This is a genomic window from Paraburkholderia podalyriae, assembly GCF_014397785.1.
GTDB classification, from domain to species: domain Bacteria; phylum Pseudomonadota; class Gammaproteobacteria; order Burkholderiales; family Burkholderiaceae; genus Paraburkholderia; species Paraburkholderia podalyriae.
Map to the genome: position 1 here is coordinate 166,099 of NZ_VZQQ01000011.1, position 21,102 is coordinate 187,200.

At 63.8% G+C, this 21,102-nt stretch carries 20 protein-coding genes and 1 tRNA gene; 8 read left to right on the forward strand and 13 right to left on the reverse strand.

Annotation, left to right across the window (positions count from 1 at the left end; genetic code table 11):
* Positions 1–32: 32 nt before the first annotated feature.
* The 5 genes from F6X42_RS15735 to F6X42_RS15755 form a co-directional block, all read right to left on the reverse strand.
* Positions 33–491: a CopD family protein gene (locus F6X42_RS15735; RefSeq protein WP_187635100.1), complete on the reverse strand. Its 459-nt coding sequence runs from the start codon at positions 489–491 to the stop codon at positions 33–35.
* 139 nt (positions 492–630) lie between these two features.
* Positions 631–2,952 (reverse strand): DNA topoisomerase IV subunit A, encoded by a 2,322-nt coding sequence (gene parC, locus F6X42_RS15740; protein ID WP_187635101.1) that lies wholly within the window; start codon positions 2,950–2,952, stop codon positions 631–633.
* Between the two features lie 60 nt (positions 2,953–3,012).
* Positions 3,013–4,998 carry a DNA topoisomerase IV subunit B gene (locus tag F6X42_RS15745; protein ID WP_187635102.1) on the reverse strand — a complete coding sequence of 662 codons (1,986 nt, stop codon included), beginning with the start codon at positions 4,996–4,998 and terminating at the stop codon, positions 3,013–3,015.
* Positions 4,999–5,433: 435 nt separating this feature from the next.
* Entirely contained in the window at positions 5,434–7,368 is a 1,935-nt protein-coding gene (locus F6X42_RS15750; RefSeq protein ID WP_187635103.1) for an ATP-binding cassette domain-containing protein, read from the reverse strand.
* A gap of 159 nt (positions 7,369–7,527) precedes the next feature.
* Positions 7,528–7,929, reverse strand: coding sequence for a DUF4399 domain-containing protein (locus F6X42_RS15755; protein WP_187635104.1), 402 nt, complete (start codon positions 7,927–7,929; stop codon positions 7,528–7,530).
* A 307-nt stretch (positions 7,930–8,236) separates the two neighbouring features.
* Between F6X42_RS15755 and F6X42_RS15760 the strand changes: the two genes are divergently transcribed.
* The 3 genes from F6X42_RS15760 to F6X42_RS15770 all read left to right on the forward strand — a co-directional run bounded on the left by F6X42_RS15760 (position 8,237) and on the right by F6X42_RS15770 (position 9,897).
* Complete coding sequence (locus F6X42_RS15760) at positions 8,237–8,428, forward strand: rubredoxin (RefSeq protein ID WP_312892707.1); 192 nt, start codon at positions 8,237–8,239, stop codon at positions 8,426–8,428.
* 238 nt (positions 8,429–8,666) lie between these two features.
* Positions 8,667–8,741, forward strand: a tRNA-Arg gene (locus F6X42_RS15765).
* Positions 8,742–8,958: 217 nt separating this feature from the next.
* Entirely contained in the window at positions 8,959–9,897 is a 939-nt protein-coding gene (locus F6X42_RS15770) for a class I SAM-dependent methyltransferase (RefSeq protein WP_187635105.1), read from the forward strand.
* A 61-nt stretch (positions 9,898–9,958) separates the two neighbouring features.
* Here F6X42_RS15770 and F6X42_RS15775 read toward each other — a convergent pair whose 3' ends face one another.
* The 5 genes from F6X42_RS15775 to F6X42_RS15795 form a co-directional block, all read right to left on the reverse strand.
* Positions 9,959–10,798 (reverse strand): hypothetical protein, encoded by an 840-nt coding sequence (locus F6X42_RS15775; protein WP_187635106.1) that lies wholly within the window; start codon positions 10,796–10,798, stop codon positions 9,959–9,961.
* 135 nt (positions 10,799–10,933) lie between these two features.
* On the reverse strand, positions 10,934–12,010 hold the full coding sequence (locus F6X42_RS15780) for an acyltransferase family protein (protein WP_187635107.1): 1,077 nt from the start codon (positions 12,008–12,010) through the stop codon (positions 10,934–10,936).
* A 125-nt stretch (positions 12,011–12,135) separates the two neighbouring features.
* On the reverse strand, positions 12,136–12,843 hold the full coding sequence (locus F6X42_RS15785; RefSeq protein WP_187635108.1) for a glutathione S-transferase C-terminal domain-containing protein: 708 nt from the start codon (positions 12,841–12,843) through the stop codon (positions 12,136–12,138).
* 129 nt (positions 12,844–12,972) lie between these two features.
* Positions 12,973–13,194: a hypothetical protein gene (locus F6X42_RS15790; RefSeq protein WP_187635109.1), complete on the reverse strand. Its 222-nt coding sequence runs from the start codon at positions 13,192–13,194 to the stop codon at positions 12,973–12,975.
* Positions 13,195–13,424: 230 nt separating this feature from the next.
* On the reverse strand, positions 13,425–13,616 hold the full coding sequence (locus F6X42_RS15795; RefSeq protein ID WP_187635110.1) for a CsbD family protein: 192 nt from the start codon (positions 13,614–13,616) through the stop codon (positions 13,425–13,427).
* Positions 13,617–13,815: 199 nt separating this feature from the next.
* Between F6X42_RS15795 and F6X42_RS15800 the strand changes: the two genes are divergently transcribed.
* The 5 genes from F6X42_RS15800 (at position 13,816) to F6X42_RS15820 (ending at position 18,518) form a co-directional block, all read left to right on the forward strand.
* Positions 13,816–14,142, forward strand: coding sequence for a hypothetical protein (locus F6X42_RS15800; protein ID WP_187635111.1), 327 nt, complete (start codon positions 13,816–13,818; stop codon positions 14,140–14,142).
* 312 nt (positions 14,143–14,454) lie between these two features.
* A complete protein-coding gene (gene dcm / locus F6X42_RS15805) occupies positions 14,455–15,759 on the forward strand; it encodes a DNA (cytosine-5-)-methyltransferase (RefSeq protein WP_187635112.1) in 1,305 nt (434 codons plus the stop codon).
* A 30-nt stretch (positions 15,760–15,789) separates the two neighbouring features.
* Positions 15,790–16,236, forward strand: a complete 447-nt coding sequence (locus tag F6X42_RS15810) for a very short patch repair endonuclease (RefSeq protein WP_187635157.1) — start codon at positions 15,790–15,792, stop codon at positions 16,234–16,236.
* A gap of 241 nt (positions 16,237–16,477) precedes the next feature.
* Positions 16,478–16,981 carry a YbhB/YbcL family Raf kinase inhibitor-like protein gene (locus F6X42_RS15815; RefSeq protein WP_187635113.1) on the forward strand — a complete coding sequence of 168 codons (504 nt, stop codon included), beginning with the start codon at positions 16,478–16,480 and terminating at the stop codon, positions 16,979–16,981.
* Positions 16,982–17,099: 118 nt separating this feature from the next.
* Complete coding sequence (locus F6X42_RS15820) at positions 17,100–18,518, forward strand: MFS transporter (RefSeq protein ID WP_222945613.1); 1,419 nt, start codon at positions 17,100–17,102, stop codon at positions 18,516–18,518.
* Positions 18,519–18,664: 146 nt separating this feature from the next.
* On the opposite strand, the gene otsA is transcribed toward F6X42_RS15820, so the two are convergent.
* The 3 genes from otsA to F6X42_RS43995 all read right to left on the reverse strand — a co-directional run bounded on the left by otsA (position 18,665) and on the right by F6X42_RS43995 (position 20,986).
* The gene (gene otsA, locus F6X42_RS15825) at positions 18,665–20,092 is read right to left on the reverse strand and encodes an alpha,alpha-trehalose-phosphate synthase (UDP-forming) (RefSeq protein WP_187635114.1); all 1,428 of its coding nucleotides are present in this window, start codon (positions 20,090–20,092) and stop codon (positions 18,665–18,667) included.
* A 231-nt stretch (positions 20,093–20,323) separates the two neighbouring features.
* Positions 20,324–20,536, reverse strand: a complete 213-nt coding sequence (locus tag F6X42_RS15830; protein WP_187635115.1) for a hypothetical protein — start codon at positions 20,534–20,536, stop codon at positions 20,324–20,326.
* Positions 20,537–20,737: 201 nt separating this feature from the next.
* The gene (locus F6X42_RS43995; protein ID WP_246530104.1) at positions 20,738–20,986 is read right to left on the reverse strand and encodes a hypothetical protein; all 249 of its coding nucleotides are present in this window, start codon (positions 20,984–20,986) and stop codon (positions 20,738–20,740) included.
* Positions 20,987–21,102 lie beyond the last annotated feature (116 nt).

Consider the following 21,102-nt stretch of genomic DNA (forward strand, 5'->3'; position numbering starts at 1 on the left):
CCGCGCCGCTGGCGATCGGCGATATCGGCAGATCAGAATCCGCGCGACAGCACCGCGACGCCGATCGTCACCACACCCAGCACGAGATTGATCAGCACCAGACGGCGGACCGTGCCGACCGCTTGCGCGCCATCGGGCCACTTCTGCGCCTGCACGGCGCGGCGAATGCGCGGATACACCGCGAAGCGGATATGCCCGAAGATCAGCATCATCACGATGCCGAGGCCGGCCATCGCATCCAGAGGCCAACTGGCATGACCGCCGCCGAATTGCATCAGCAGAAAGCCGCCGCTGATCAGGATCACGAGCACCGACACCCCGACCCAGTTGAAGAAGCGGCCGAACACCGACTCCCATAGCGGCAGGCGCAGTTGCGGCGACAGATCGCCGAGCGCCGGACGCAGGCAGAAATGCGCGAACACCATACCGCCGACCCACACCGCCACCCCGAGCAGATGCAGAAAAAGCGCGACTTCGATAGCTTTGTTCATGTAATTTTCCTCTCCCGACGACGCCACACCATTTAGGACACTCGATCCCGCTCAGCAGCAACCGAGCGCGTTCGACCATGCGTGATGCGGGCAGTTCCGGATATCGACGTCGATTGCATCGTATTTTGTCGAGACTCCACTAAGCCGGTAGGACCGGGCGCATGCTGTCGAGCTTCAGCTTGCTGTCGGGCGCGCGTCCCTTGCGCGCGCGTTTGCCGACATGCGCGGCAAGCCCGGCGCCGGCAAGCTTCTCTTCGTCGACGCGGCCGCCACGGCGCGTGCCGATCAGCATCACGCCGGCCTTGTTGATCGCAAGCGCCTGCACGAGCGTCTCGTTGTCGTCGAGCGCCATCAGCGTGACGCCGCGGCCACCGCCCGACAGCGTCTTCATCTCGTCGAGGCCGAACACGAGCAGACGCCCGCCCGACGACAGACACGCGACCTGCGCCGCATCCGGCAGCATCGGCATCGGCGCGAGCGGCGCGGCACCGGCATCGATCGTCATGAACGACTTGCCGGCCTTCACGCGGCTCACCATGTCGCCGACCTTCGCGATAAAGCCAAAGCCGTTGCTCGACGCGAGCAGCAGCGCCTGTTCCGCCGGCGCGGCGTAGTAGTGCATCAGATGGCTGCCCGATTCGAGCTCGATCAACGACGTGACCGGCACGCCGTCGCCGCGTCCGCCCGGCAGCTGAGCCACCGCGACCGAATAGACGCGCCCGTTGCTGCCCCATGAGATCAACGTGTCGGGCGTGCGGCACTGGAACGCCGCATAGAGGCCGTCGCCGGCCTTGAAGCTGAAGCCCGCGGGGTCGAGGCCGTGGCCCTTCAGCGCGCGCACCCAGCCCTTCTGCGACACCACGACCGTCACCGGCTCGTCGACCACGCGCGCTTCGAACGTCGCGCGCTTTTCCTGCTGGATCAGCGTGCGGCGCTCGTCGCCATATTGTTTCGCGTCGGCTTCGATTTCCTTGATCAGCAGCCGCTTCATCGCCGATTCGCTGCCGAGCAGCTCTTCGAGCTTGGCCTTCTCGTCGCGCAACTCGGCCAGCTCCTTCTCGATCCTGATCTTCTCGAGGCGCGCCAACTGACGCAGCCGGATTTCGAGGATGTCCTCGGCCTGGCGGTCCGTCAGCCCGAACGCGGCCATCAGCGCGACCTTCGGCTCGTCCGATTCGCGAATGATGCGGATGACTTCGTCGATATTCAGGAAGACGATCATCCGGCCTTCGAGAATATGAATCCGGTCGTCGACCTTCGACAGACGATGCCGCGTGCGGCGCGTCACCGTCGTGAAACGGAACGCGATCCACTCGTGCAGGATTTCGCTCAACCCCTTCTGACGCGGCCGGCCATCGCCGCCGACCATCACCATGTTCAGCGGCGCGTTCGATTCGAGGCTCGTGTGCGCAAGCAGCGTGTTGACGAACTCGGTCTGATCGATGCGGCTCGACTTCGGCTCGAACACGAGACGCACCGGCGCGTCTTTGCCCGATTCATCGCGCACCGCGTCGACGAGCGCGAGCAGCGTCTGCCTCGTCTGCAACTGCTCGGGCGTCAGTGCCTTCTTGCCGAGCTTGATCTTCGGGTTGGTCTGTTCTTCGATTTCCTCGAGCACCTTCTGCGCGGCCGTATTCGGCGGCATTTCGGTGATCACGAGTTGCCACTGGCCGCGCGCGAGATCTTCGATCTTCCAGCGCGCGCGGACCTTCAGGCTGCCGCGGCCGGTTTCGTACGCGGCGGCGATTTCCGCCTCGCTCGAAATGATCTGGCCGCCGCCGGGGAAGTCCGGACCTGGCACATGCTGCATCAGCTCCGCGTGCGAGAGTTTCGGGTTGCGGATCAGCGCGACCGCCGCCCCCGCGACTTCGCGCAGGTTGTGCGACGGGATTTCCGTTGCGAGGCCGACGGCGATGCCCGATGCGCCGTTGAGCAGCACGAACGGCAGACGCGCCGGCAGCACCTTCGGCTCTTCGAACGAGCCGTCGTAGTTCGGCATGAAGTCGACCGTGCCCTGGTCGATTTCGGCGAGCAGCAGCTTCGCGATGGGCGTCAGGCGCGCTTCGGTGTAACGCATCGCCGCCGCGCCGTCGCCATCGCGCGAGCCGAAGTTGCCCTGGCCGTCGATCAGCGGATAGCGCATCGAGAAGTCCTGCGCGAGACGCACGAGTGCGTCGTACGCGGACTGGTCGCCATGCGGGTGGTACTTACCGAGCACGTCGCCGACCACGCGCGCCGATTTGACCGGCTTCGCGTTGTCGCCGAGGCCCATCTCGTTCATCGCGAACAGGATGCGGCGCTGCACCGGCTTCTGGCCGTCGCAAACATCCGGCAGCGCGCGGCCCTTGACCACGCTGACCGCATACTCGAGGTACGCGCGCTCCGCGTAGTTGCCGAGCGTCAGCACGTCGCTGTCCGACGGCGGCTCGTTGAAAAGGTCGAGAGTGTTATCGTCGTCCATCTAGATTCCGTGTCCGTGTTTGGCTTGAAGTGTCATATGCGGTGGTGCAGCGCGCGGCGCTCAGATGTCCGCTTCCACTTCGTTACCCTTCTCTTCGAGCCAGCTGCGGCGCGACGCCGCCTCGCCCTTGCCCATCAGCATCGTCATGCGCGCGACGGTCGCGTCGTAGTCGAGTACGCCGAGCGCGACCGGTTGCAGGCGGCGCGTGTCGGGATTCATCGTCGTATCCCACAGCTGCTCCGCGCTCATTTCGCCGAGACCCTTGAAGCGGCTGATCGACCACTGGTTGTCGCGCACGCCGTCCTTGCGCAGCTTGTCGAGAATCGCCTCGAGCTCGCCTTCGTCGAGCGCATAGAGCTTCTGCGCGGGCTTCTTGCCGCGCGCGGGCGCATCGACGCGAAACAGCGGCGGCCGCGCGACGCACACATGGCCGCGCTCGATCAGCTGCGGAAAGTGCTTGAAGAACAGCGTGAGCAGCAGCACCTGAATGTGGGAGCCGTCGACGTCCGCGTCCGACAGAATGCAGATCTTGCCGTAGCGTAGATTCGACAGATCGACCTTGTCGTCCGGACTGTGCGGATCGACGCCGATCGCCACCGAAATGTCGTGCACCTCGTTGTTCGCGAACAGGCGATCTCGCTCGGTTTCCCACGTGTTCAGCACCTTGCCGCGCAACGGCAGGATGGCCTGATACTCCTTGTCGCGGCCCATCTTCGCGGAGCCGCCCGCCGAGTCGCCCTCGACGAGGAACAGCTCATTGCGGCCGATTTCCGTCGATTCGCAATCGGTCAGCTTGCCGGGCAGCACCGCGACACCCGAGCTCTTGCGCTTCTCGACCTTCTGCCCCGCGCGCGTGCGCGCCTGCGCCTGCTTGATCACGAGGTCCGCGAGTTTCTTGCCGTGCTCGACGTGCTGGTTCAACCAGAGTTCGAGCGCCGGCCGCGCGAACGACGACACGAGCTTCACCGCATCGCGGCTGTTCAGGCGCTCCTTGATCTGGCCTTGAAACTGCGGATCGAGCACTTTCGCCGACAGCACGAACGACACCCGCGCGAACACGTCTTCGGCGAGCAGCTTCACGCCCTTCGGCTGCAGGTTGTGCAACTCGACGAAGCTCTTGACCGCTTGGTAAAGACCGTCGCGCAAGCCCGACTCATGCGTGCCGCCCGCGGGCGTCGGAATCAGGTTCACGTACGACTCGCGCGTGAGCGGCCCTTCCTCGCTCCACGCGACGACCCATGTCGCGCCCTCGCCTTCGGCGAACGTCTCTTCGCTCGAACGCGAGCTTTCCGCGTAGCGCTCGCCTTCGAACAGCGGAATCAGCAGGTCGCTGCCGTTCATGCCTTCGAGCAGATAGCCGCGCAGGCCGTCTTCGTATTTCCAGCTTTGCTGCTCGCCGGTTTTTTCGTTGACGAGCGTGACTTCGACTCCCGGCAGCAGCACCGCCTTCGAGCGCAACAGACGCTGCAGTTCGCCGAGCGGCAGGTTCGGCGAATCGAAGTATTTCGGATCGGCCCACGCGGTCACGCGCGTGCCGGATTTCTTGTCACCCCTGGCGGCGGCGCGCACTTCGAGCGGTTTCGCGACGTCGCCGTGCGCGAAGCTCAAATCGGCGACCTTGCCGTCGCGCCACACCGTGACGTCGAGTCGCGTGGACAGCGCGTTCGTCACCGACACGCCCACACCGTGCAGGCCGCCCGAGAACGTGTAGGCGCCGCCGGCGGCCTTGTCGAACTTGCCGCCCGCATGCAGGCGCGTGAAAACGATTTCGACGACCGGCACGCCCTCTTCGGGATGCAGGCCGAACGGAATGCCGCGGCCGTCGTCGTCGACCGAGACCGAATGGTCCGCGTGCAGCGTGACCGTGATTTGTCGGCCGTAGCCGCCGAGGGCTTCGTCCGATGCGTTGTCGATGACTTCCTGAATGATGTGCAGCGGATTCTCGGTGCGGGTGTACATGCCGGGTCGTTGCTTGACCGGCTCCAGACCCTTCAACACCTTGATCGACGCTTCGCTATACGCGGCGTTTGGCTTTTTCGTAGACATGATTGACTCGGTGCGTCGGTTCATCGTTGTGCACGGATCCTGTGGACAGGGCCGTGGACATGGCGTTGAGTTTTCAAAAAAAGCGAAACGAAACAACGGGGTTAGGCGGGTGCCCGCGATGCGGGCAAGCTGTTTTGTCGCGCGGCTTCCGCTGGCGCGCCAGAAAGCCGGACATGGACGCACAGCCCGCCGGGGGAAGCCTGTTCGCGGGGTATTGTACTGATTTCGATCACGCCGGCAATTGACGTCGCGCTGAATTGGCCGACCGGACAAGGCGCGGCGGGCGCCGGGGGACATGCGCCGGAGGATGGAAGGCTCGCGCGACGGCTGCGCGATAGGTATCGGCGCAACTGACGGACGTGCGCCCGTTGCATTGTTCGGTGCGGTGCGCGGCGGCCTTATCTGTTGCTTTTTGTGCCGGCCGCACACGCCGCATTACTTGACGCGGTTTTCCAGCTCGTCCCAACGCTCGAGCGCGAGCATCAACTCTTCGTCGATCTCGGCATAGCGCTCCGTCAGACGCGCGCCCTCGCGCGCATCCTTCGCGAACACCGAGCCGTCTTCGAGCTGCGCGCCGATCGCCTTCTGTTCGGCCTCGAGGTCCGCAATCTGTTTCGGCAGCGCCTCCAGTTCGCGCTGCTCCTTGAACGACAGCTTCACGGTGCGCTGCGCATTGCGGCCCCCGGCGCTTTCCTTCGGCGCCGGTTCTTTCGGCGCTTCCTTGCTCGCCTCTTTCTGCGCGTCGAGCGCGAGTTGTTCCGAGCGATCGCGTTGCGTCTGCCAGTCGGTGAAGCCGCCGACGTATTCGCGCCACTTGCCGCCGCCTTCCGATGCGATCACCGACGTCACCACGTTATCGAGAAACGCGCGGTCGTGGCTGACGAGCAGCACCGTGCCGTCATAATCGATCAGCAGTTCTTCGAGCAGTTCGAGCGTCGGAATGTCGAGGTCGTTGGTCGGTTCATCGAGCACCAGCACGTTGGTTGGACGCGCGAACAGACGCGCCAGCAACAGCCGGTTGCGCTCGCCGCCGGACAGCGACTTGACCGGCGAACGCGCGCGCTCCGGCGCGAACAGGAAGTCGCCGAGATAGCTCATCACGTGCTTCTTCTGGCCGTTGACTTCGACCCACTCGCTGCCGGGGCTGATCGTGTCCGCCAGACTCTTTTCAAGATCGAGCGCCGCGCGCATCTGATCGAAATACGCGACCTGCAGATTCGTGCCGACGCGCACGTTGCCCTCATCCGGCGCGAGTTCGCCGAGAATCAGCTTCAGCAGCGTGGTCTTGCCCGCGCCGTTCGGACCGACGAAGCCGATCTTGTCGCCGCGCATCACCGTGTCCGTGAAGCGGTCCACCACCGTGCGCTCGCCGTAGCGCTTCGTCACGTCCGTCAGTTCCGCGACGATCTTGCCGGACTTTTCGCCCTGACCGACGTCGAGCTTCACGTTGCCCAGCACGTTGCGGCGCTCGGCGCGTTCGTTGCGCATCTGCACGAGCCGCGAGATGCGCCCGACGCTGCGCGTGCGGCGCGCCTCGACACCCTTGCGGATCCACACTTCTTCCTGCGCGAGCAGCTTGTCGAACTTCTCGTTCTCGATGCGCTCGACTTCGAGCTGCTGCGCTTTGCGCGTCTGGTACGCGGAGAAATTGCCCGGATACGACAGCAGCCGCCCGCGATCGAGCTCAACGATGCGTGTCGCGACGCGGTCGAGAAACGCGCGATCGTGCGTGATGAACAGCAGCCCCGCGCGCAGCGACACCAGCAGATCTTCGAGCCAGCGGATGCCGTCGAAGTCGAGATGGTTGGTCGGCTCGTCGAGTAGCAGCACATCGGGCTGCACGACGAGCGCACGCGCGAGCGCCGCGCGCTTCTGCATGCCGCCCGACAGCGAGCCGATGCGCGCTTCGCCGTTCAGGCCGATCTGCTGAAGCGTGGTCGCGACGCGGGTGCTCCAGTTCCATGCGTCCGCGGCGTCCAGCGACGATTGCAGCGTGTTCATACGTGCGAGCAGCGCGTCGTGCTCGGCGCCCTCGGGTGTGTCGGCGAGCTGATGCGCGACCGCGTCGTATTCGTCGAGCAGCGTGCGCGCCTCGGCGAGACCGGCGGCGACTGCGTCGAACACGGTGTCGTCGGCGTTGAACTCGGGCTCCTGCGGCACGTAGACCGTGCTCAGATGCTGCTGACGCGTGACCAGGCCGTCATCGGGTTTGGCCAGATCGGCGACGATCTTCAACAGCGACGACTTGCCCGCGCCGTTGCGCCCGATCAGCCCGACGCGCTCGCCCGCTTCGAGCGAGAAATCCGCGTGGTCGAGCAGCGCGACGTGACCGAACGCCAGCTGGGCTCCGGTAATGGTGTAAAGCGACATGGGAATTGGGGGGAAGACAGCGATGAGTCGGAACTGCTCATTGTACCGGGCGCGGGGCCGGTCGCAGGGATGCCGGGGGGACGACACGTGCAATGGAGCGCGCAGCGTCATCGGGGCGGGCAGGCGATGCGCGCCGGCCCGGCCCTGTCGATCAGAGGCTTACTTGACGTGCACCGTGATCGTCTTGCTCATGTCCGGCCCGTACGAGCGATGCGCACCGTCGCCGAATTGCAGCGTCAGCGTATGGTCGCCCGGCGGCAGCGTCAGATCGGTTTCGGTCTGGCCTTTGCCGAAGTGCAGCGACTTGTCGGTCGCGGCGATGACCTCACCCTTCGCCGGCGGCTTGCCGTCGATCAGCAGATGATGATGCCCGGTGCCCTCCGTCATCGTGCCGGCAGGCGCGATCTTCATGCCGTCGAGGCCGAACACGACATGCACCGGATTGCTGACGGTCGCGCCGTCCGCCGGCTGCACGAAGTACACGCCCGCCGCCTGCGCCATGCCTGACGCGGCGAGCAGCCCAGCCGTCGCGATGCCGACCAACCATGTGCTTTTAAACATTGTTCTCTCCTTTGGGAACGAAATCCGGCCACGCGATGCCGCCAGCGGCCTCGCCTGAGACCGATCGTCGCGATGCAGGCGTCATGTGCGCCGCGTCTGTCTAATCAAATCGCTGCAGACCCAAGCATAGACGCTATATGTGACGAAGCCGGCCGCGCGAGCCTGGGCACGCCCCCGGATGCATTGCGGCCGCGCCGCAGCGGTCTTCCGGGGGCGAATTGACAAATTCCGGTAATATTGCGCGTCGCCGCGCGCCCCAGAAAGGGGCAAAGCAAGCCGGCCATTGCATTGAACGAGAGAGTGTGTCGTGAGCGAAGTAATCGAAGTGACGGAATACAAGAGCTGGGTCTGCCTGATTTGCGGCTGGATCTACAACGAGGAAGACGGGCTGCCCGAAGACGGCATCGCAGCGGGCACGCGCTTCGCCGACATCCCGGCAGACTGGCGCTGTCCGCTGTGCGACGTGGGCAAGGCGGAGTTCGCGGTGGTGGAGTTTTAACCGTGAAATGACCTTGTGGCGATGGGCGCGGTTACGTGCGATTCGCCAGATGGCCAGGATGGTTCGTGCGGCTCGGCAGTCGATGTCTGTGGGGCCGTTTGTTTTTGTGGAATTGGTCGCTGCGCGTGCCACCCCTTGCCGGGCTCTCCTTTTGCCCGCGCCGGTTTGATATACTCTGCCCTCGCTGGTCAAGCTCTGGGACTCACCGAGTCCTCGCCGATTTGTCCGGCTCGGTCCTCTCCCTGTAGTTCAATGGATAGAACAAGTGCCTCCTAAGCGCTAGATACAGGTTCGATTCCTGTCAGGGGGACCAAGTAGAGCTCACCCGGCTCCCAGGTTCGCTCACAAAAGCCCCGTATGCGTTGCGCTGCGGGGCTTTTTGCTGCCGATCTGCCTTCCAGGCCCGATCGGAGCCGTCCCTGCGCTTTGCGCGACCTACCCCGTCGAAGACAGCGAAAAACCACGCCCTTCCGGAAACGTCAGATCGCTATAATCTGCGAGCCGACTTCGAAACGTTTCCGAGGACCCACATGGATCAAGCCCTTGAATGCGTTACCGCGTTGAACTTTTGCGAGCAGGCCTATCTCGCCGCCAATCCGGACGTCGCTGAAGCTGTCAGGCTCGGTGCGTTGCGATCGGGAAGATCGCATTTCGAAGTATTCGGCGTCTCCGAAAGTCATCGCAGGCAGGACGCAAAGGTGGCCGCTCAATCCAGGCAACAACGAAGAAAAAGAATAAAGTCTGTCCTTCGCACTGACATGCCATTTAGTGACGACGGTAAGTTTTTCGATTTTTTGTCGCCCGATCTACGTTCCCAATTCGACATTTACGACTCGGAACTGGCCGGAAGCAATCTGTACGATCAGGATGCACTGGCGATGATCGAGCGCCACCCGTCGGGGATGATTCTGGATTGTGGAGCCGGCAGCCGTCCCGCGGTCTACGAAAACGTGGTCAATTTCGACATCAGCAATTACCCATCCACCGATGTTCGAGGTGTCGGCGAAGTTCTGCCGTTCAAAGATGCGTCGTTCGATGGCGTCTTGTCGTTGAATGTTCTCGAACACGTGAAGGATCCATTCACCGCTGCCAAAGAAATTCTTCGCGTGTTGAAGCCGGGCGGCGATCTGGTCGTGGTGGTTCCGCTTACCCAGCCCACTCATGGCTATCCGCATCACTACTACAACATGACAGCCGAAGGGATTCTCAATCTGTTCGGATCTGCGATCGATGTCGAACGCGTGTACGTGCCGGAATCGACAACAGCCATATGGTCGATTTACTGGATCATGAGCGAGTGGGCCGAAGGTCTCGACGAGAATGCACTGAAAGAATTCAAGGCACTCACGGTCGAAGACATTCTGCAGGGACCACCGACGTTGCTGGATCGATCGTTTGTTAAGCAGCTAAGCGCAAAAAAGAATCTCGACATTGCGAGTTCGACGACCGTGATTGCAAAACGCGTCTGAGACGCGCTCCCCGCAGAGTTCAAACTTCGTCTTCGAAACACATGCAGGTTCTACGGCTCCGTTATTTTGGAATCGGCCGATGGATAGTCGGCTCGTATATCGACGGATCGACGATGTTCATCTCGTCTTTCGGGCGTTCGCCGAAAACTCGCTCGAAGTCTTCGGGACCCAGAATGTCAGCAGCGTCGTGGAGAAAAGACGAATAGGCCTCGTTCAGTTTCGAGGCCGACGGTGCGTCGCTGCCCGGCGGCACGTATTGCAAACGTTCGACCCGCGCCATAAACGCGCGTCGATGCTTCATCAACGACTTGATCTTTGCGTCCGCGTCCGGACCGGTCAAGGTCGCCTGAAGATGCTCCTGAAAATCATCGACATCGGCTTGCGGATGTCCTGGCTTCATGGCGTTACTCCCGCCTGGGGTTGAGCACTGAATTCTTTTGCTCGCCCATGCAGCATGCTGCTTGCCGTATGTTCCGAAGATCGCGTTGCTCAACCAGTAACCCCTGGACATGCGGACCGTAGCAGCGGCCGCTCCACCGCTGCCGGTAGCCCAAAGAATCTGGTTTGACAGCTGATGGCACACGCCATCGCGACCATAGCTAAAAATCGTTCCACGACCGGCCGGTTCGATGTTCGGATCGACATCGGGCCGACATAGACAACTAGCATAAGGCAGATTGGCCCCGGCGGAAGCCAAGAAACCATCCGCACTGGCCGGCGTCCCGCCTCTGGCGTGGAAGCTGCCCCAGCTGTACCAATAGTGCTCTCCAGCGATCAAAACGTCCGCCAGCGCCGGGTAAATCTTCACCCGGCTGTCATAAGTCGTCACCCATGTGTGATCAACGGCGGACTCTTGAAAATACGCCGGAGCCGTCCATGCGAACAATGTAACGGCGCTCATTGCTTCATCTTGGCCGCATAACAGCGCTGTCGCGCGAAACTCGCCCGAAAGCTGGTAAAAACCTTGCTTACCTCAAAGGTTATACGCGGTGAGCAGTATCAATTTCAAGGATGCTAAAAACCTGCCGAAGCGCTGTTAGCGCTTCGCTCCCGCTACCGCACTTCCCCACGACAGTCCGGCGATCCACCTGGCGACGGCCCGACTAGCCGGCCGCTCGACCCATCGATACGACCCGAGCGCCACCACCGACGACCCCACTACGACCACCGCGCCCACCAGATCCCCCGGCCACCGATGCCGGGCATCGATCATCTGCAAGAGCCCGATCACCACCGGCATCGCGAGCAGGTGCGTCAGATATAGCGAATACGATGCATCGCCAATGCGCTCGAGCCACCTGCTCCACCGTACCTTGCTCTCGACTGACAAGCCCGCCACCACGACGGCCAACGCCGGCAAGCCAAAGACGAGAAAACGGTTCGCATCGGTCAACCTCGGCGCGAATGCGCCCGCTGCGGCGACCACCACCAGCAGTCCCGCCGCCGCGGCCAGCGGCACTGTCCGCCCGGACGCATACCACGCGCCGACGCAGCACCCGAACACAAACTCCAGCACCAGCGGATTCGTGTAAAACGCAAACGCGACGCCCTCGCCGGGCAGCAGGTGCAACGCGGACGTCACCAGCAGAAACGCACCCACCGCCAGCAGACGACGCCTTGTCACGCTCATCGCCACGGCAAACACAGCGTAAAACCACATCTCGTAGTTCAGCGTCCAGCCGACGCCCAGCACGGGCGCGGCGATGCCGGTCCAGCTCGTCGACGGTAGAAACAGAAACGACGACAGCGCATGCCACGCGCTCACGCGCGCATGATCGAACGCTTCGGGAACGCCCGGCACGAACGCGACGAGCGCGATAAACAACGCGGTGAGAATCCAGTAGAGCGGCACGACCCGCGCGATGCGGGCGCAAATGAACGAGCGCGCCGACTCGATTCCCGGCGGCAAACCGTGAGTCACCAGCGCCATCACGAAGCCGGAGATCACGAAAAACACGTCGACGCCGATTTCGCCATAGCGCGACACGCGCGGAAAAACATGCACGAGCCAGCCATGCGCGGCGACGATGCCGTTCGTATGAAACGCGACTACGCCCAGCGCGGCGAGCGCGCGCAACGCCTGGATTGATCGATACTTCCTGATGCCTGTCATACCCTTCGATCCGACAGAGTGTGGGAGGCATGGTAGCGCCGAGCGTCACACGATGCAGCTCGGCCGGGCGCGTCCAATGCACGCCCGCCCGGCCGAGCGGTCAAGCTCGCGAAACGCTCAGGCCATCAAGCCGGCCGCTGCGGAATATTCAGGCCGCGCACCACCGCTGGACGCTCGACGAACGCGCCCAGCACGCGCCTCACGTTAGGGAAGTCCTGAATGCCGACCAGTTCTCCCGCCTCGTAAAAGCCGACCAGATTGCGCACCCAGGGGAAGATCGCGATATCGGCGATCGAATAGTGATCACCCATCACCCATGCGCGTCCTTCGAGCCGCTGCTCCAGCACGCCGAGCAGCCGCTTCGATTCGGCGACGTAGCGATCGCGCGGACGCTTGTCCTCGTACTCCTTGCCGGCGAATTTGTGGAAGAAGCCGACCTGGCCGAACATCGGACCGATGCCGCCCATCTGGAACATCACCCACTGGATCGTCTCGTAGCGCCCCGCGGCGTCCCGCGGGATCAGCTGAGCGCTTTTGTCGGCGAGATAAATCAGGATCGCGCCCGATTCGAACAGCGGCAGCGGTTTGCCGTCGGGACCGTTCGGATCGAGGATCGCCGGAATCTTGTTGTTCGGGTTCAGCGACAGAAACGCCGGCGTCATCTGATCGTTGGTATCGAAGCGCACCAGATGCGGCTCGTATGGCAAGCCGGTTTCCTCGAGCATGATCGAGATTTTTACGCCATTGGGCGTCGGCAGCGAATAGAGCTGAATCCGGTCCGGATGCTCGGCCGGCCAATTCTTCGTGATCGCAAAAGCGGATAGATCGGTCATGGGTTCGCGTCGCCCTAGGGGACAGAAATTGCAAGACCGCCCAATATAAACCGACTCGGCACAACGCGTGCGCGGCCGCGCGAAGACCTCACAAACGCCGCCACACCGCCGCCGTTCGCGATCGGTGGTTCACCACAAGTCCTTCGTCGCCGTGCCCGCGCGAACAGTGAAGCCCTCACGCCACAGCGCCGCGCCGACCGCCAGCAGCAACGTCTTCTCGGTGCCGTCGAGCAGTTCCCACGCGGCCGCGAACCACGTCGCGAAGTTCGCGCAGGTCGCTTCGAGATCGGGCGGCGCCTTGCCTTCCAGGTACTGCCGTTCGAACATCGAAAGTATTTTTTCGGGTGTCATTGGCGCGGCCTCCTGATGGGATTGCGCCAAGTCTAAAGCGCCCGCAGCGCACGCGGAATGCCCACGCTCGCGATCACGGGTTACTCCCAGGCCGGCCGCCGCCTGTACGGCAGCGGCGACCCAGATGGTGAAAGCCGAGGCGCTGTGCCCGACCCGCGCCCCACGATAAACAAAGGCGCCGCGACAGTCGCGACACCTCCGTCGTTACGACCACCTACACCGATCGGGCTTCAGTGATGACCGCGCTTTGCATTGTCCCTGGCGTCTTCCTTCGCGTCGCCATAGGTCTTCTGCACCTTGCCGGCGCCCTGCTGCACGTCGCCCTTGAGTTCCTTCGCAGGGTCGTTCGTGGCCTTGCCGACGGCCTCGTTGACCTTGCCCTTGACCTGCTTGCCAACGCCCTTCACTTGATCCTTGTTCATGTTCGGCTTCCTATGCATAGTCGACAAAGATGCCGGCGCGCATTCCGCCGGTAGCTGGTACCAAGCAACGGCTGTTCCCGGGGTGGTCCGCGCGGCGACCTCGTCATTGATGAGCGCCAACACGCGATCAAGCAAAATTTTTATCAAAAAGCCCTAAAGTCCTGCCGCGGACCGCCGTAAATGCGTTCAGGGAGGAGCCATGGACCACACTGGGACTACGATTTCGGGATCATCGCAGGCTGCGTTGGTCGACCACGACATCGCGCACATCACGCGCGCCATGCACGTATCGTTGCGTGGCGATTTTGGCGGTCCGATCTTGCCGGCCACCTATTGGCGCAAACGGCTGACCGATCTGCTCGACAGCGGCCAGCTCTCTGCCGCGCAATCGCACAAGGTCGACAGCCTGCTGCTGCAGCTCGATCTGCTCGCCTCGACGCCGCTGCCCGAATGGGAACGCTTCGCGCCCGCCCCGACCACGCCTTTCCGGCCGGCTGCCCCGGTGAAGAAGGTGAAGCCGGCCTAGCTCGCCCGTCCGCTACATCGCCTCTACACCCGCCGAACCCGCGCGCGTGCCGCCAAGCCGGCACCCGGCTCGTCGTGCAGGCCGCAAAAAAACGGCCGCGCACGAAGTCGCGGCCGCCAACACACGTCGCAACGCAGGAAACGAGCGTCACCCGACAAGCGTACATGCGCATTCGTGACAGGCATGTTTCACCGCAGACAAACGCAGCGCCGCGCCGTATCGCGAAAAAATCCTGATCAATAGGCGCTAAAATAGGGAAATGGGACGACCTTAGGTCATAATGTCCGCAAAAATTCCCAGCAAGGACGCCACGTGACCCTCGTCGCCCCGTTCGACCTGCTCAAGCAGGCGCGCGCCCGTTTCACCCAACGCGAAATCGCCGCGCATGTCGGCAAGGACATCAAGACGGTGCGTCGCTGGGAAAAAGGTGAAACGCCTTGTCCCGCGATGCTGGAGCCCGCGTTGCGCGATCTGCTGCGGCAAGGCGCGCGTGAGGCGCAACACGGGGGCGAGGCGGCGCGGTTTCGCTTCATCGATCTGTTCGCGGGTATCGGCGGTATTCGCATGGGCTTCGAGGCGCACGGCGGCGAATGCGTGTTCACCAGCGAGTGGAACGAGTTCTCCACGCGCACGTATCGTGAAAACTACGGTGAAAACCACGGCGACAACGCCGCCAGCAGCAGCGCGCACACGCTGATCGGCGACATCGTCACGTTTCCCGCCGAAGACGTGCCGAGCCACGACGTGCTCCTGGGTGGCTTTCCGTGCCAGCCGTTTTCGATCGCCGGCGTCAGCAAGAAAAACGCGCTGGGCCGGCCCCACGGCTTCGAATGCACGACCCAGGGGACGCTCTTTTTCGACGTCGCGCGCATCATCGCCGCGAAACGCCCCGCCGCGTTCCTGCTTGAAAACGTGAAAAACCTGCTGTCGCACGACAAAGGCCGCACCTTCGACGTGATCCTGCAAACGCTGCGCGACGAGCTTGGCTACGAGGTGCATTACCGCGTGATCGATGGTCAGCATTTCACGCCGCAGCATCGCGAACGCATCATCATCGTCGGCTTTCGCGGCAAAACCTCGTTCACATGGGACGACCTGCGCCTACCCGAGCAGGCTCCGCGGCTCGGCGCGATCCTGCATCGCACGGACGGCACGGAACCGGTGCTGCCGTGGGACCACGACCGCTTCTTCGACCATGTCGCGCGCCGCGTGCAGCCGAAGTACACGCTCACCCCGAAGCTGTGGGCGTATCTGCAGAACTACGCGGCCAAGCATCGCGCGGCGGGCAACGGCTTCGGTTTCGGCATCGCGTATCCGGATAGCGTGACGCGCACGCTGTCGGCGCGCTATCACAAGGACGGCTCCGAAATTCTGGTCTATCAGGGCGAGGCGCTTCGCCCGCGTCGTCTGACGCCGCGCGAATGCGCGCGCCTGATGGGCTTTCCCGACACCTTCAGGATTCCGGTCAGCGATACGCAGGCCTACCGTCAGTTCGGCAACAGCGTCGTGATGCCGGTGATGCGCGAAGTGGCGCGTATCATGCTGCCGCATGTGCAAACCCTGCTCGCCCACCCGACCCGCGATGCGTCGAAACACTCCCTGCCGCTCCACGCATGAGCGGCCGCGCGACTCGTTGACCCGTTGACGATGATCGATATCGTCGATAACGCGACGCGCAGTCGGATGATGTCCGGCATTCGCGGCCGCAACACCAAGCCCGAGGTTCTGATCCGCAGCCTGCTGCATCGACAGGGCCTGCGCTTCAGGCTCGACGCGCGCGATCTGCCCGGCCGCCCCGACATCGTGCTGCCGCGTTATCGCGCGGTGGTGCTCGTGCACGGCTGCTTCTGGCATGGCCACGACTGTCATCTGTTCAAATGGCCGCAGACGCGGCCCGAGTTCTGGCGCGACAAGATCGGCCGCAATCGCAGCAACGACGACAAGGTGCGCGCCGCGCTGCTCGCGGGCGGCTGGCGCGTCGCCGTCGTGTGGGAATGCGCTTTGCGGGGCGCGAATCGCGATATCGCGGGCGTGATCGAGCGGCTCGTCGCGTGGATCAGAAGCGACGCGCCCGAGTTCGAGGAACGCGGCTAAAACCACGCGCGAGCTGCCCGGCTCGCGCGAGTCTCGCGGCCGCTGGTGATACACTCGAAAAGCTTACCCGGAGCGCTTTCGAAGTGCCTTCCAGGCACGCTTCGGCGGCGTTTTGCGGGAGCTTTCCCGGCGCTTTCACGGCACGTCCTCACGCATGTCGGCATGCCACGAGATGCGCGTCGCCCGCCGCGACATCGCGCACTCCGACGATCCCAGAACCAATCAACAAGGGAGGCACATCATGGCTGACTTCCGTCTCTGGTCCGACGAATTTCCCACCAACGGCTTCATGCCGAAAGCCCACGAGTACAACGACAAGGCGTTCGGCGTCGACGGCGAGAACATCTCGCCGTCGCTGCAATGGGAAGCGCCGCCCGCGGATACGCTAAGCTTCGCGCTCACCGTTCACGACCCCGACGCGCCGACCGGCAGCGGCTTCTGGCACTGGGTCGTCGTCAACATTCCGGCCGACGCGCGCTCGCTGCCGCGCAACGCCGGCAAGGCCGACGGCTCGCTATTGCCGCAGGGCGCGATGCAGGTGCGCAACGACTACGGGACGGTCGGCTTCGGCGGCGCCGCGCCGCCGCGCGGCGATCGCACGCATCGCTATATCTTCCGGCTGCATGCGCTGAAGGTGCCGCATCTGCCGGTCAGCGCGGACACCACCAACGCGGTCGCGCGCTTCATGACGCACCTCAACGAAATCGACTCGACGACCCATACGGGCCTTTACGAACTCAAATAACGCGCAGGCGGCGCCGGCGCTCTGATAACGCCGGCGCCGGGCCGACCGATACGCCCGCAGCGGCCAGCGTGTGAGCCGCGCACCGGCGCGCCAACATCTCCGACAAATCAAACAATCGATGCACGCACCCTCCCCGCGCACGGACGGCCCGACCGCCTCCGCTTCCCGCTTCGAAGGCAAGGACCTCGGCCTGCCGGTTCCACAACGCTACTGGGCGATGCTCGTCATCGCGCTGTCGCTGACGCTCGCGGTGCTCGACAGCGCGATCGCCAACGTCGCGCTGCCGACGATCGCGCGCAACCTCCACGCGAGCGCCGCCGCGTCGATCTGGGTCGTCAACGCGTATCAGCTCGCGATCACGATCACGCTGCTGCCGCTCGCGTCGCTCGGCGACCGCATCGGCTACCGGCGCATTTATCTGTCGGGCCTGATCCTGTTCACGGTCGCGTCGTTTGGCTGCGCGCTGTCGAACTCGCTGGCGATGCTCGCGCTCGCGCGCGTGATCCAGGGGTTCGGCGCGGCCGGCATCATGAGCGTGAACACCGCGCTCGTGCGCATGATCTATCCGCCGTCGCAGCTCGGGCGCGGCGTCGCGATCAACGCGATGGTGGTGGCGGTGTCGTCGGCGGTCGGACCGACGGTCGCCTCGGGCGTGCTCGCCGTCGCGACGTGGCCGTGGCTGTTCGCGATCAACGTGCCGATCGGGATAGCGGCGATCGTCGGCGGCTTCAAGGCGCTGCCGATGAACCCCGGCCACGAATCGCCATACGACTATCTGAGCGCGGTGATGAACGCGTTCGTGTTCGGCCTGCTGATTTTCGCGGTCGATGGCCTCGGCCACGGCGAGCGTTTCGGCTACGTGACGCTCGAGGCGCTCGGCGCACTCGTGATCGGCTACTTCTTCGTACGTCGACAACTGACGCGGTCCGCGCCGCTGCTGCCGATCGATCTGCTACGCATTCCGGTGTTCGCGCTGTCGGTCGGCACGTCGGTCTGTTCGTTCTGCGCGCAGATGCTCGCGTTCGTGTCGCTGCCGTTCCTGCTGCAGGACAGGCTCGGCCTGTCGCAGGTCGAGACGGGTCTTTTGATGACGCCGTGGCCCGCGATCATCATCATCGCGGCGCCCGTTTCCGGCGTGCTGTCGGACAGGATCTCGGCCGGCTGGCTCGGCGGCGTCGGGCTCGCCGCGATGACGGTCGGTCTGCTGTTGCTCGCGACGCTCGGGCCTCACCCCGCCGCGCTGCAGATATCGTGGCGCATGGCGCTGTGCGGCGCGGGCTTCGGCATCTTCCAGTCGCCGAACAATCGCACGATGCTGTCGTCCGCGCCGCGCGAACGCAGCGGCGGCGCGAGCGGCATGCTCGGCACCGCGCGCCTGACCGGACAAACGCTCGGCGCGGCGCTGGTCGCGCTGATTTTTGGGGTTGCGCCGCAGAACGGGACGATCATTGCGCTGTATGTGGCCGCGGGGTTCTCGGCGCTCGCGGCGGTCGTCAGCACGATGCGGGTCATGCAGAAGGTGACGCAGCCGGCTTGAGCGCTGGGATCGTTACACGCTCAACGCATACGAAAAAGGGCGCGCATTGCGCGACGCGCGCCCTTTTTGCTTCGATCTTCGCTGCCATTCCATTCACGACGTGACCGGCGCGCATGCATCCCGCTCACGCGGGCCGCACTGTCCGCTCAGGACGATGCCGTCACGTCAGCGAGCTTTACCGCTTTGGCCGTCACCGAAGACGCGGTCGCGACGTGGCGCAGATCATCGAGCAACGTATCGCGCCATACCGACAGGTTGCTCTCGCGCATCGGCTCCATCATGTCCGCATGGCGCGCCTGACGCTCGGCGAGCGGCATCGATAATGCGCGTTCGAGCGCTTCGGCCATCTGCGACAGATCGAACGGATTGACGACGAGCGCGCCCGGCAGTTGCTCGGCCGCGCCCGCGAATTGCGACAGCACGAGCACGCCCGGATCGGCCGGATCCTGCGACGCAACGTACTCCTTGGCCACCAGATTCATGCCGTCGCGCAGCGGCGTAACATAGCCGACCTGAGACTGGCGGAACAGCGCCATCAGCAGATTGCGCTCGTACTTGCGATTCAGATACTGGATCGGCGTCCAGTCGAGCTGCGCGAACCGTCCGTTGATGCGGCCCGCCTCGCCTTCGAGCGTTTGCCGGATGCGCTGATAGGTCTGCACGTCGGCGCGCGTCGGCGGCGCGATCTGCACGAGCGACACGCGGCCATGCCAGCCGGGCGCGTTCTGCAACAGCCGCTCGAAAGCCTGAAAGCGCTCGACCAGTCCCTTCGAATAATCGAGCCGGTCGACGCTCATGATCAGCTTGCGCCCGCGCATGCCGTCGCGCAGGCTGCGCACCGCCTTGCGGTCGGTGAACTGCTCGGCGGCTTTCGCGATCGCATCGGGGTAGATGCCGATCGGATACGCGCCGACCTTCAGGAAGCGGTTGTACGCGTGCACCATGCCGTCTTCGCTCGACGTGCCGTGCTGACCGCGTTCGATATAGTCGACGAACGACTGGCGATCCGCCTCGGTTTGAAAGCCGATTACGTCGTAGCTGCACATCGCCTTGACGAGTTCCTCATGCGGCGGAATCGTGCGCAACACTTCGGGCACCGGAAACGGAATGTGCAGGAAAAAACCGATTGGATTCTTCACGCCGAGTTCGCGCAGGCAATGCGCGAACGGCAGCAGATGGTAGTCGTGCACCCAGATGATGTCGCTGGGCTTCAGCAGTTCCTTGAGCTGCTTCGCGAGCGTCGCGTTCACGCGCTGGTAGCCGGCGTAGTCCTGGCGGTCGTAGCGCGACAGGTCGTTGCGATAGTGGAAGGTCGGCCACAACGTGGTATTCGAAAAGCCGCGGTAATACTCGTCGTAATCGCGCTTGGTGAGGCCCACCGTCGCGTAGGTGACGTTGCCCTGCTTCTCGATGACGGGCGCGGATGGCTCACTGACCGTTTCGCCGCTCCAGCCGAACCAGACGCCGCCGGTTTCCTTCAATGCGTCCAGCACGCCGATCGCGAGTCCGCCTGCGGCCGGACGCGCTTCCTGAATCGGTGCGACACGATTCGATACCACGATCAATCTGCTCATTAGTGCTCCATTGTTTCGTTGTATGCGGAAATGTGCCAAAACGGTGCATGCAAATGACGTGCCGATATATGAGATATCGGAAATTAAATTGTATGAAAATGTGACGGACGAGCTAAACCCCCGCGAGCATCATCGGTCGCGAAGGAGATTTTTCTTTTTTATGTGACGAAAGAAGGTCTTTGTTACCGGCAATCGCGGTCGTCGCGGCGCCTCGCCCGGTGCTGTGCTGCTTCAGGCGTCCTGCTCCGAGCCGAGATCGCGTTGGTATTCAAGGCCTTCCTGACGTACACCGCCCTGGTTGTGCTCGCCGTCCGGCGGCGTATGCGGAGCGATCCGATTCTGCGCGGCCGGGTCCGGCGACTCCGCCGGCTCGGTCTTGACGTCAGCCGGCCGGGGTTCACGTTTGGAGTGCCGCGCGGAACGTCGCAATGCGGGATGTCTCATGATCGTGTCTCCGGCGCAAGCCTGCCGCCTGTCGCGGCACCCCTACAGTCTAGGGGGCGAAATCGTATATTGCCGGTAAAACATGCGCCGGCTTTGTAACAAATACAGCAATCGGCCGCACCGGACCGGAATAGGGGACCCCGTGCGATGCGGCAGCGGTCGGATCGGGGGCGGGACGGTGCGCCGGCACCGAGCGTCGCATCAGCATTGCAGCGGTCGGTGTCGAAGGTCGCCGGCCTGAGGCGTTTGCGTCGGCTGCGGCGGCGGATCACCGATGGGCGGCGTGACCGGTTCGAAGGGTTCAACGGGGTCCGGTGTCGGGCCGGGAACCGTGTCGGGTTCGCCGGGATCCGGTGGCGCGGTCGGAGGCGGAGTGGGCGGCTCGATCGGCTCGGGCCGGTGAGCACGCATCGGCTGAGACGGCGCCGGAACGGCTGCGGAATGCGGCATGTGCGGCATGTCGATGACCTCGTTGTGCGTTCCCTAGGAGCGCAGCAAGGCCTGTGCCGTTAGCGTGCCCGCCCGGCATCCCGGACGGGCGGTTGCTGATGCGGCAGACAACGTGC

Bases quoted from the DNA above. Each gene is read 5' to 3' on its own strand.
- F6X42_RS43995 (WP_246530104.1), bottom strand. From the start codon at position 20,986: ATGCCGCATTCCGCAGCCGTTCCGGCGCCGTCTCAGCCGATGCGTGCT.
- F6X42_RS15775 (WP_187635106.1), bottom strand. From the start codon at position 10,798: ATGAGCGCCGTTACATTGTTCGCATGGACGGCTCCGGCGTATTTTCAA.
- F6X42_RS15815 (WP_187635113.1), top strand. From the start codon at position 16,478: ATGGCTGACTTCCGTCTCTGGTCCGACGAATTTCCCACCAACGGCTTC.
- F6X42_RS15780 (WP_187635107.1), bottom strand. From the start codon at position 12,010: ATGACAGGCATCAGGAAGTATCGATCAATCCAGGCGTTGCGCGCGCTC.
- F6X42_RS15770 (WP_187635105.1), top strand. From the start codon at position 8,959: ATGGATCAAGCCCTTGAATGCGTTACCGCGTTGAACTTTTGCGAGCAG.
- F6X42_RS15735 (WP_187635100.1), bottom strand. From the start codon at position 491: ATGAACAAAGCTATCGAAGTCGCGCTTTTTCTGCATCTGCTCGGGGTG.
- F6X42_RS15795 (WP_187635110.1), bottom strand. From the start codon at position 13,616: ATGAACAAGGATCAAGTGAAGGGCGTTGGCAAGCAGGTCAAGGGCAAG.
- F6X42_RS15745 (WP_187635102.1), bottom strand. From the start codon at position 4,998: ATGTCTACGAAAAAGCCAAACGCCGCGTATAGCGAAGCGTCGATCAAG.
- F6X42_RS15750 (WP_187635103.1), bottom strand. From the start codon at position 7,368: ATGTCGCTTTACACCATTACCGGAGCCCAGCTGGCGTTCGGTCACGTC.
- F6X42_RS15755 (WP_187635104.1), bottom strand. From the start codon at position 7,929: ATGTTTAAAAGCACATGGTTGGTCGGCATCGCGACGGCTGGGCTGCTC.
- F6X42_RS15830 (WP_187635115.1), bottom strand. From the start codon at position 20,536: ATGAGACATCCCGCATTGCGACGTTCCGCGCGGCACTCCAAACGTGAA.
- F6X42_RS15790 (WP_187635109.1), bottom strand. From the start codon at position 13,194: ATGACACCCGAAAAAATACTTTCGATGTTCGAACGGCAGTACCTGGAA.
- parC (WP_187635101.1), bottom strand. From the start codon at position 2,952: ATGGACGACGATAACACTCTCGACCTTTTCAACGAGCCGCCGTCGGAC.
- F6X42_RS15785 (WP_187635108.1), bottom strand. From the start codon at position 12,843: ATGACCGATCTATCCGCTTTTGCGATCACGAAGAATTGGCCGGCCGAG.
- F6X42_RS15800 (WP_187635111.1), top strand. From the start codon at position 13,816: ATGGACCACACTGGGACTACGATTTCGGGATCATCGCAGGCTGCGTTG.
- otsA (WP_187635114.1), bottom strand. From the start codon at position 20,092: ATGAGCAGATTGATCGTGGTATCGAATCGTGTCGCACCGATTCAGGAA.
- F6X42_RS15820 (WP_222945613.1), top strand. From the start codon at position 17,100: ATGCACGCACCCTCCCCGCGCACGGACGGCCCGACCGCCTCCGCTTCC.
- F6X42_RS15810 (WP_187635157.1), top strand. From the start codon at position 15,790: ATGATCGATATCGTCGATAACGCGACGCGCAGTCGGATGATGTCCGGC.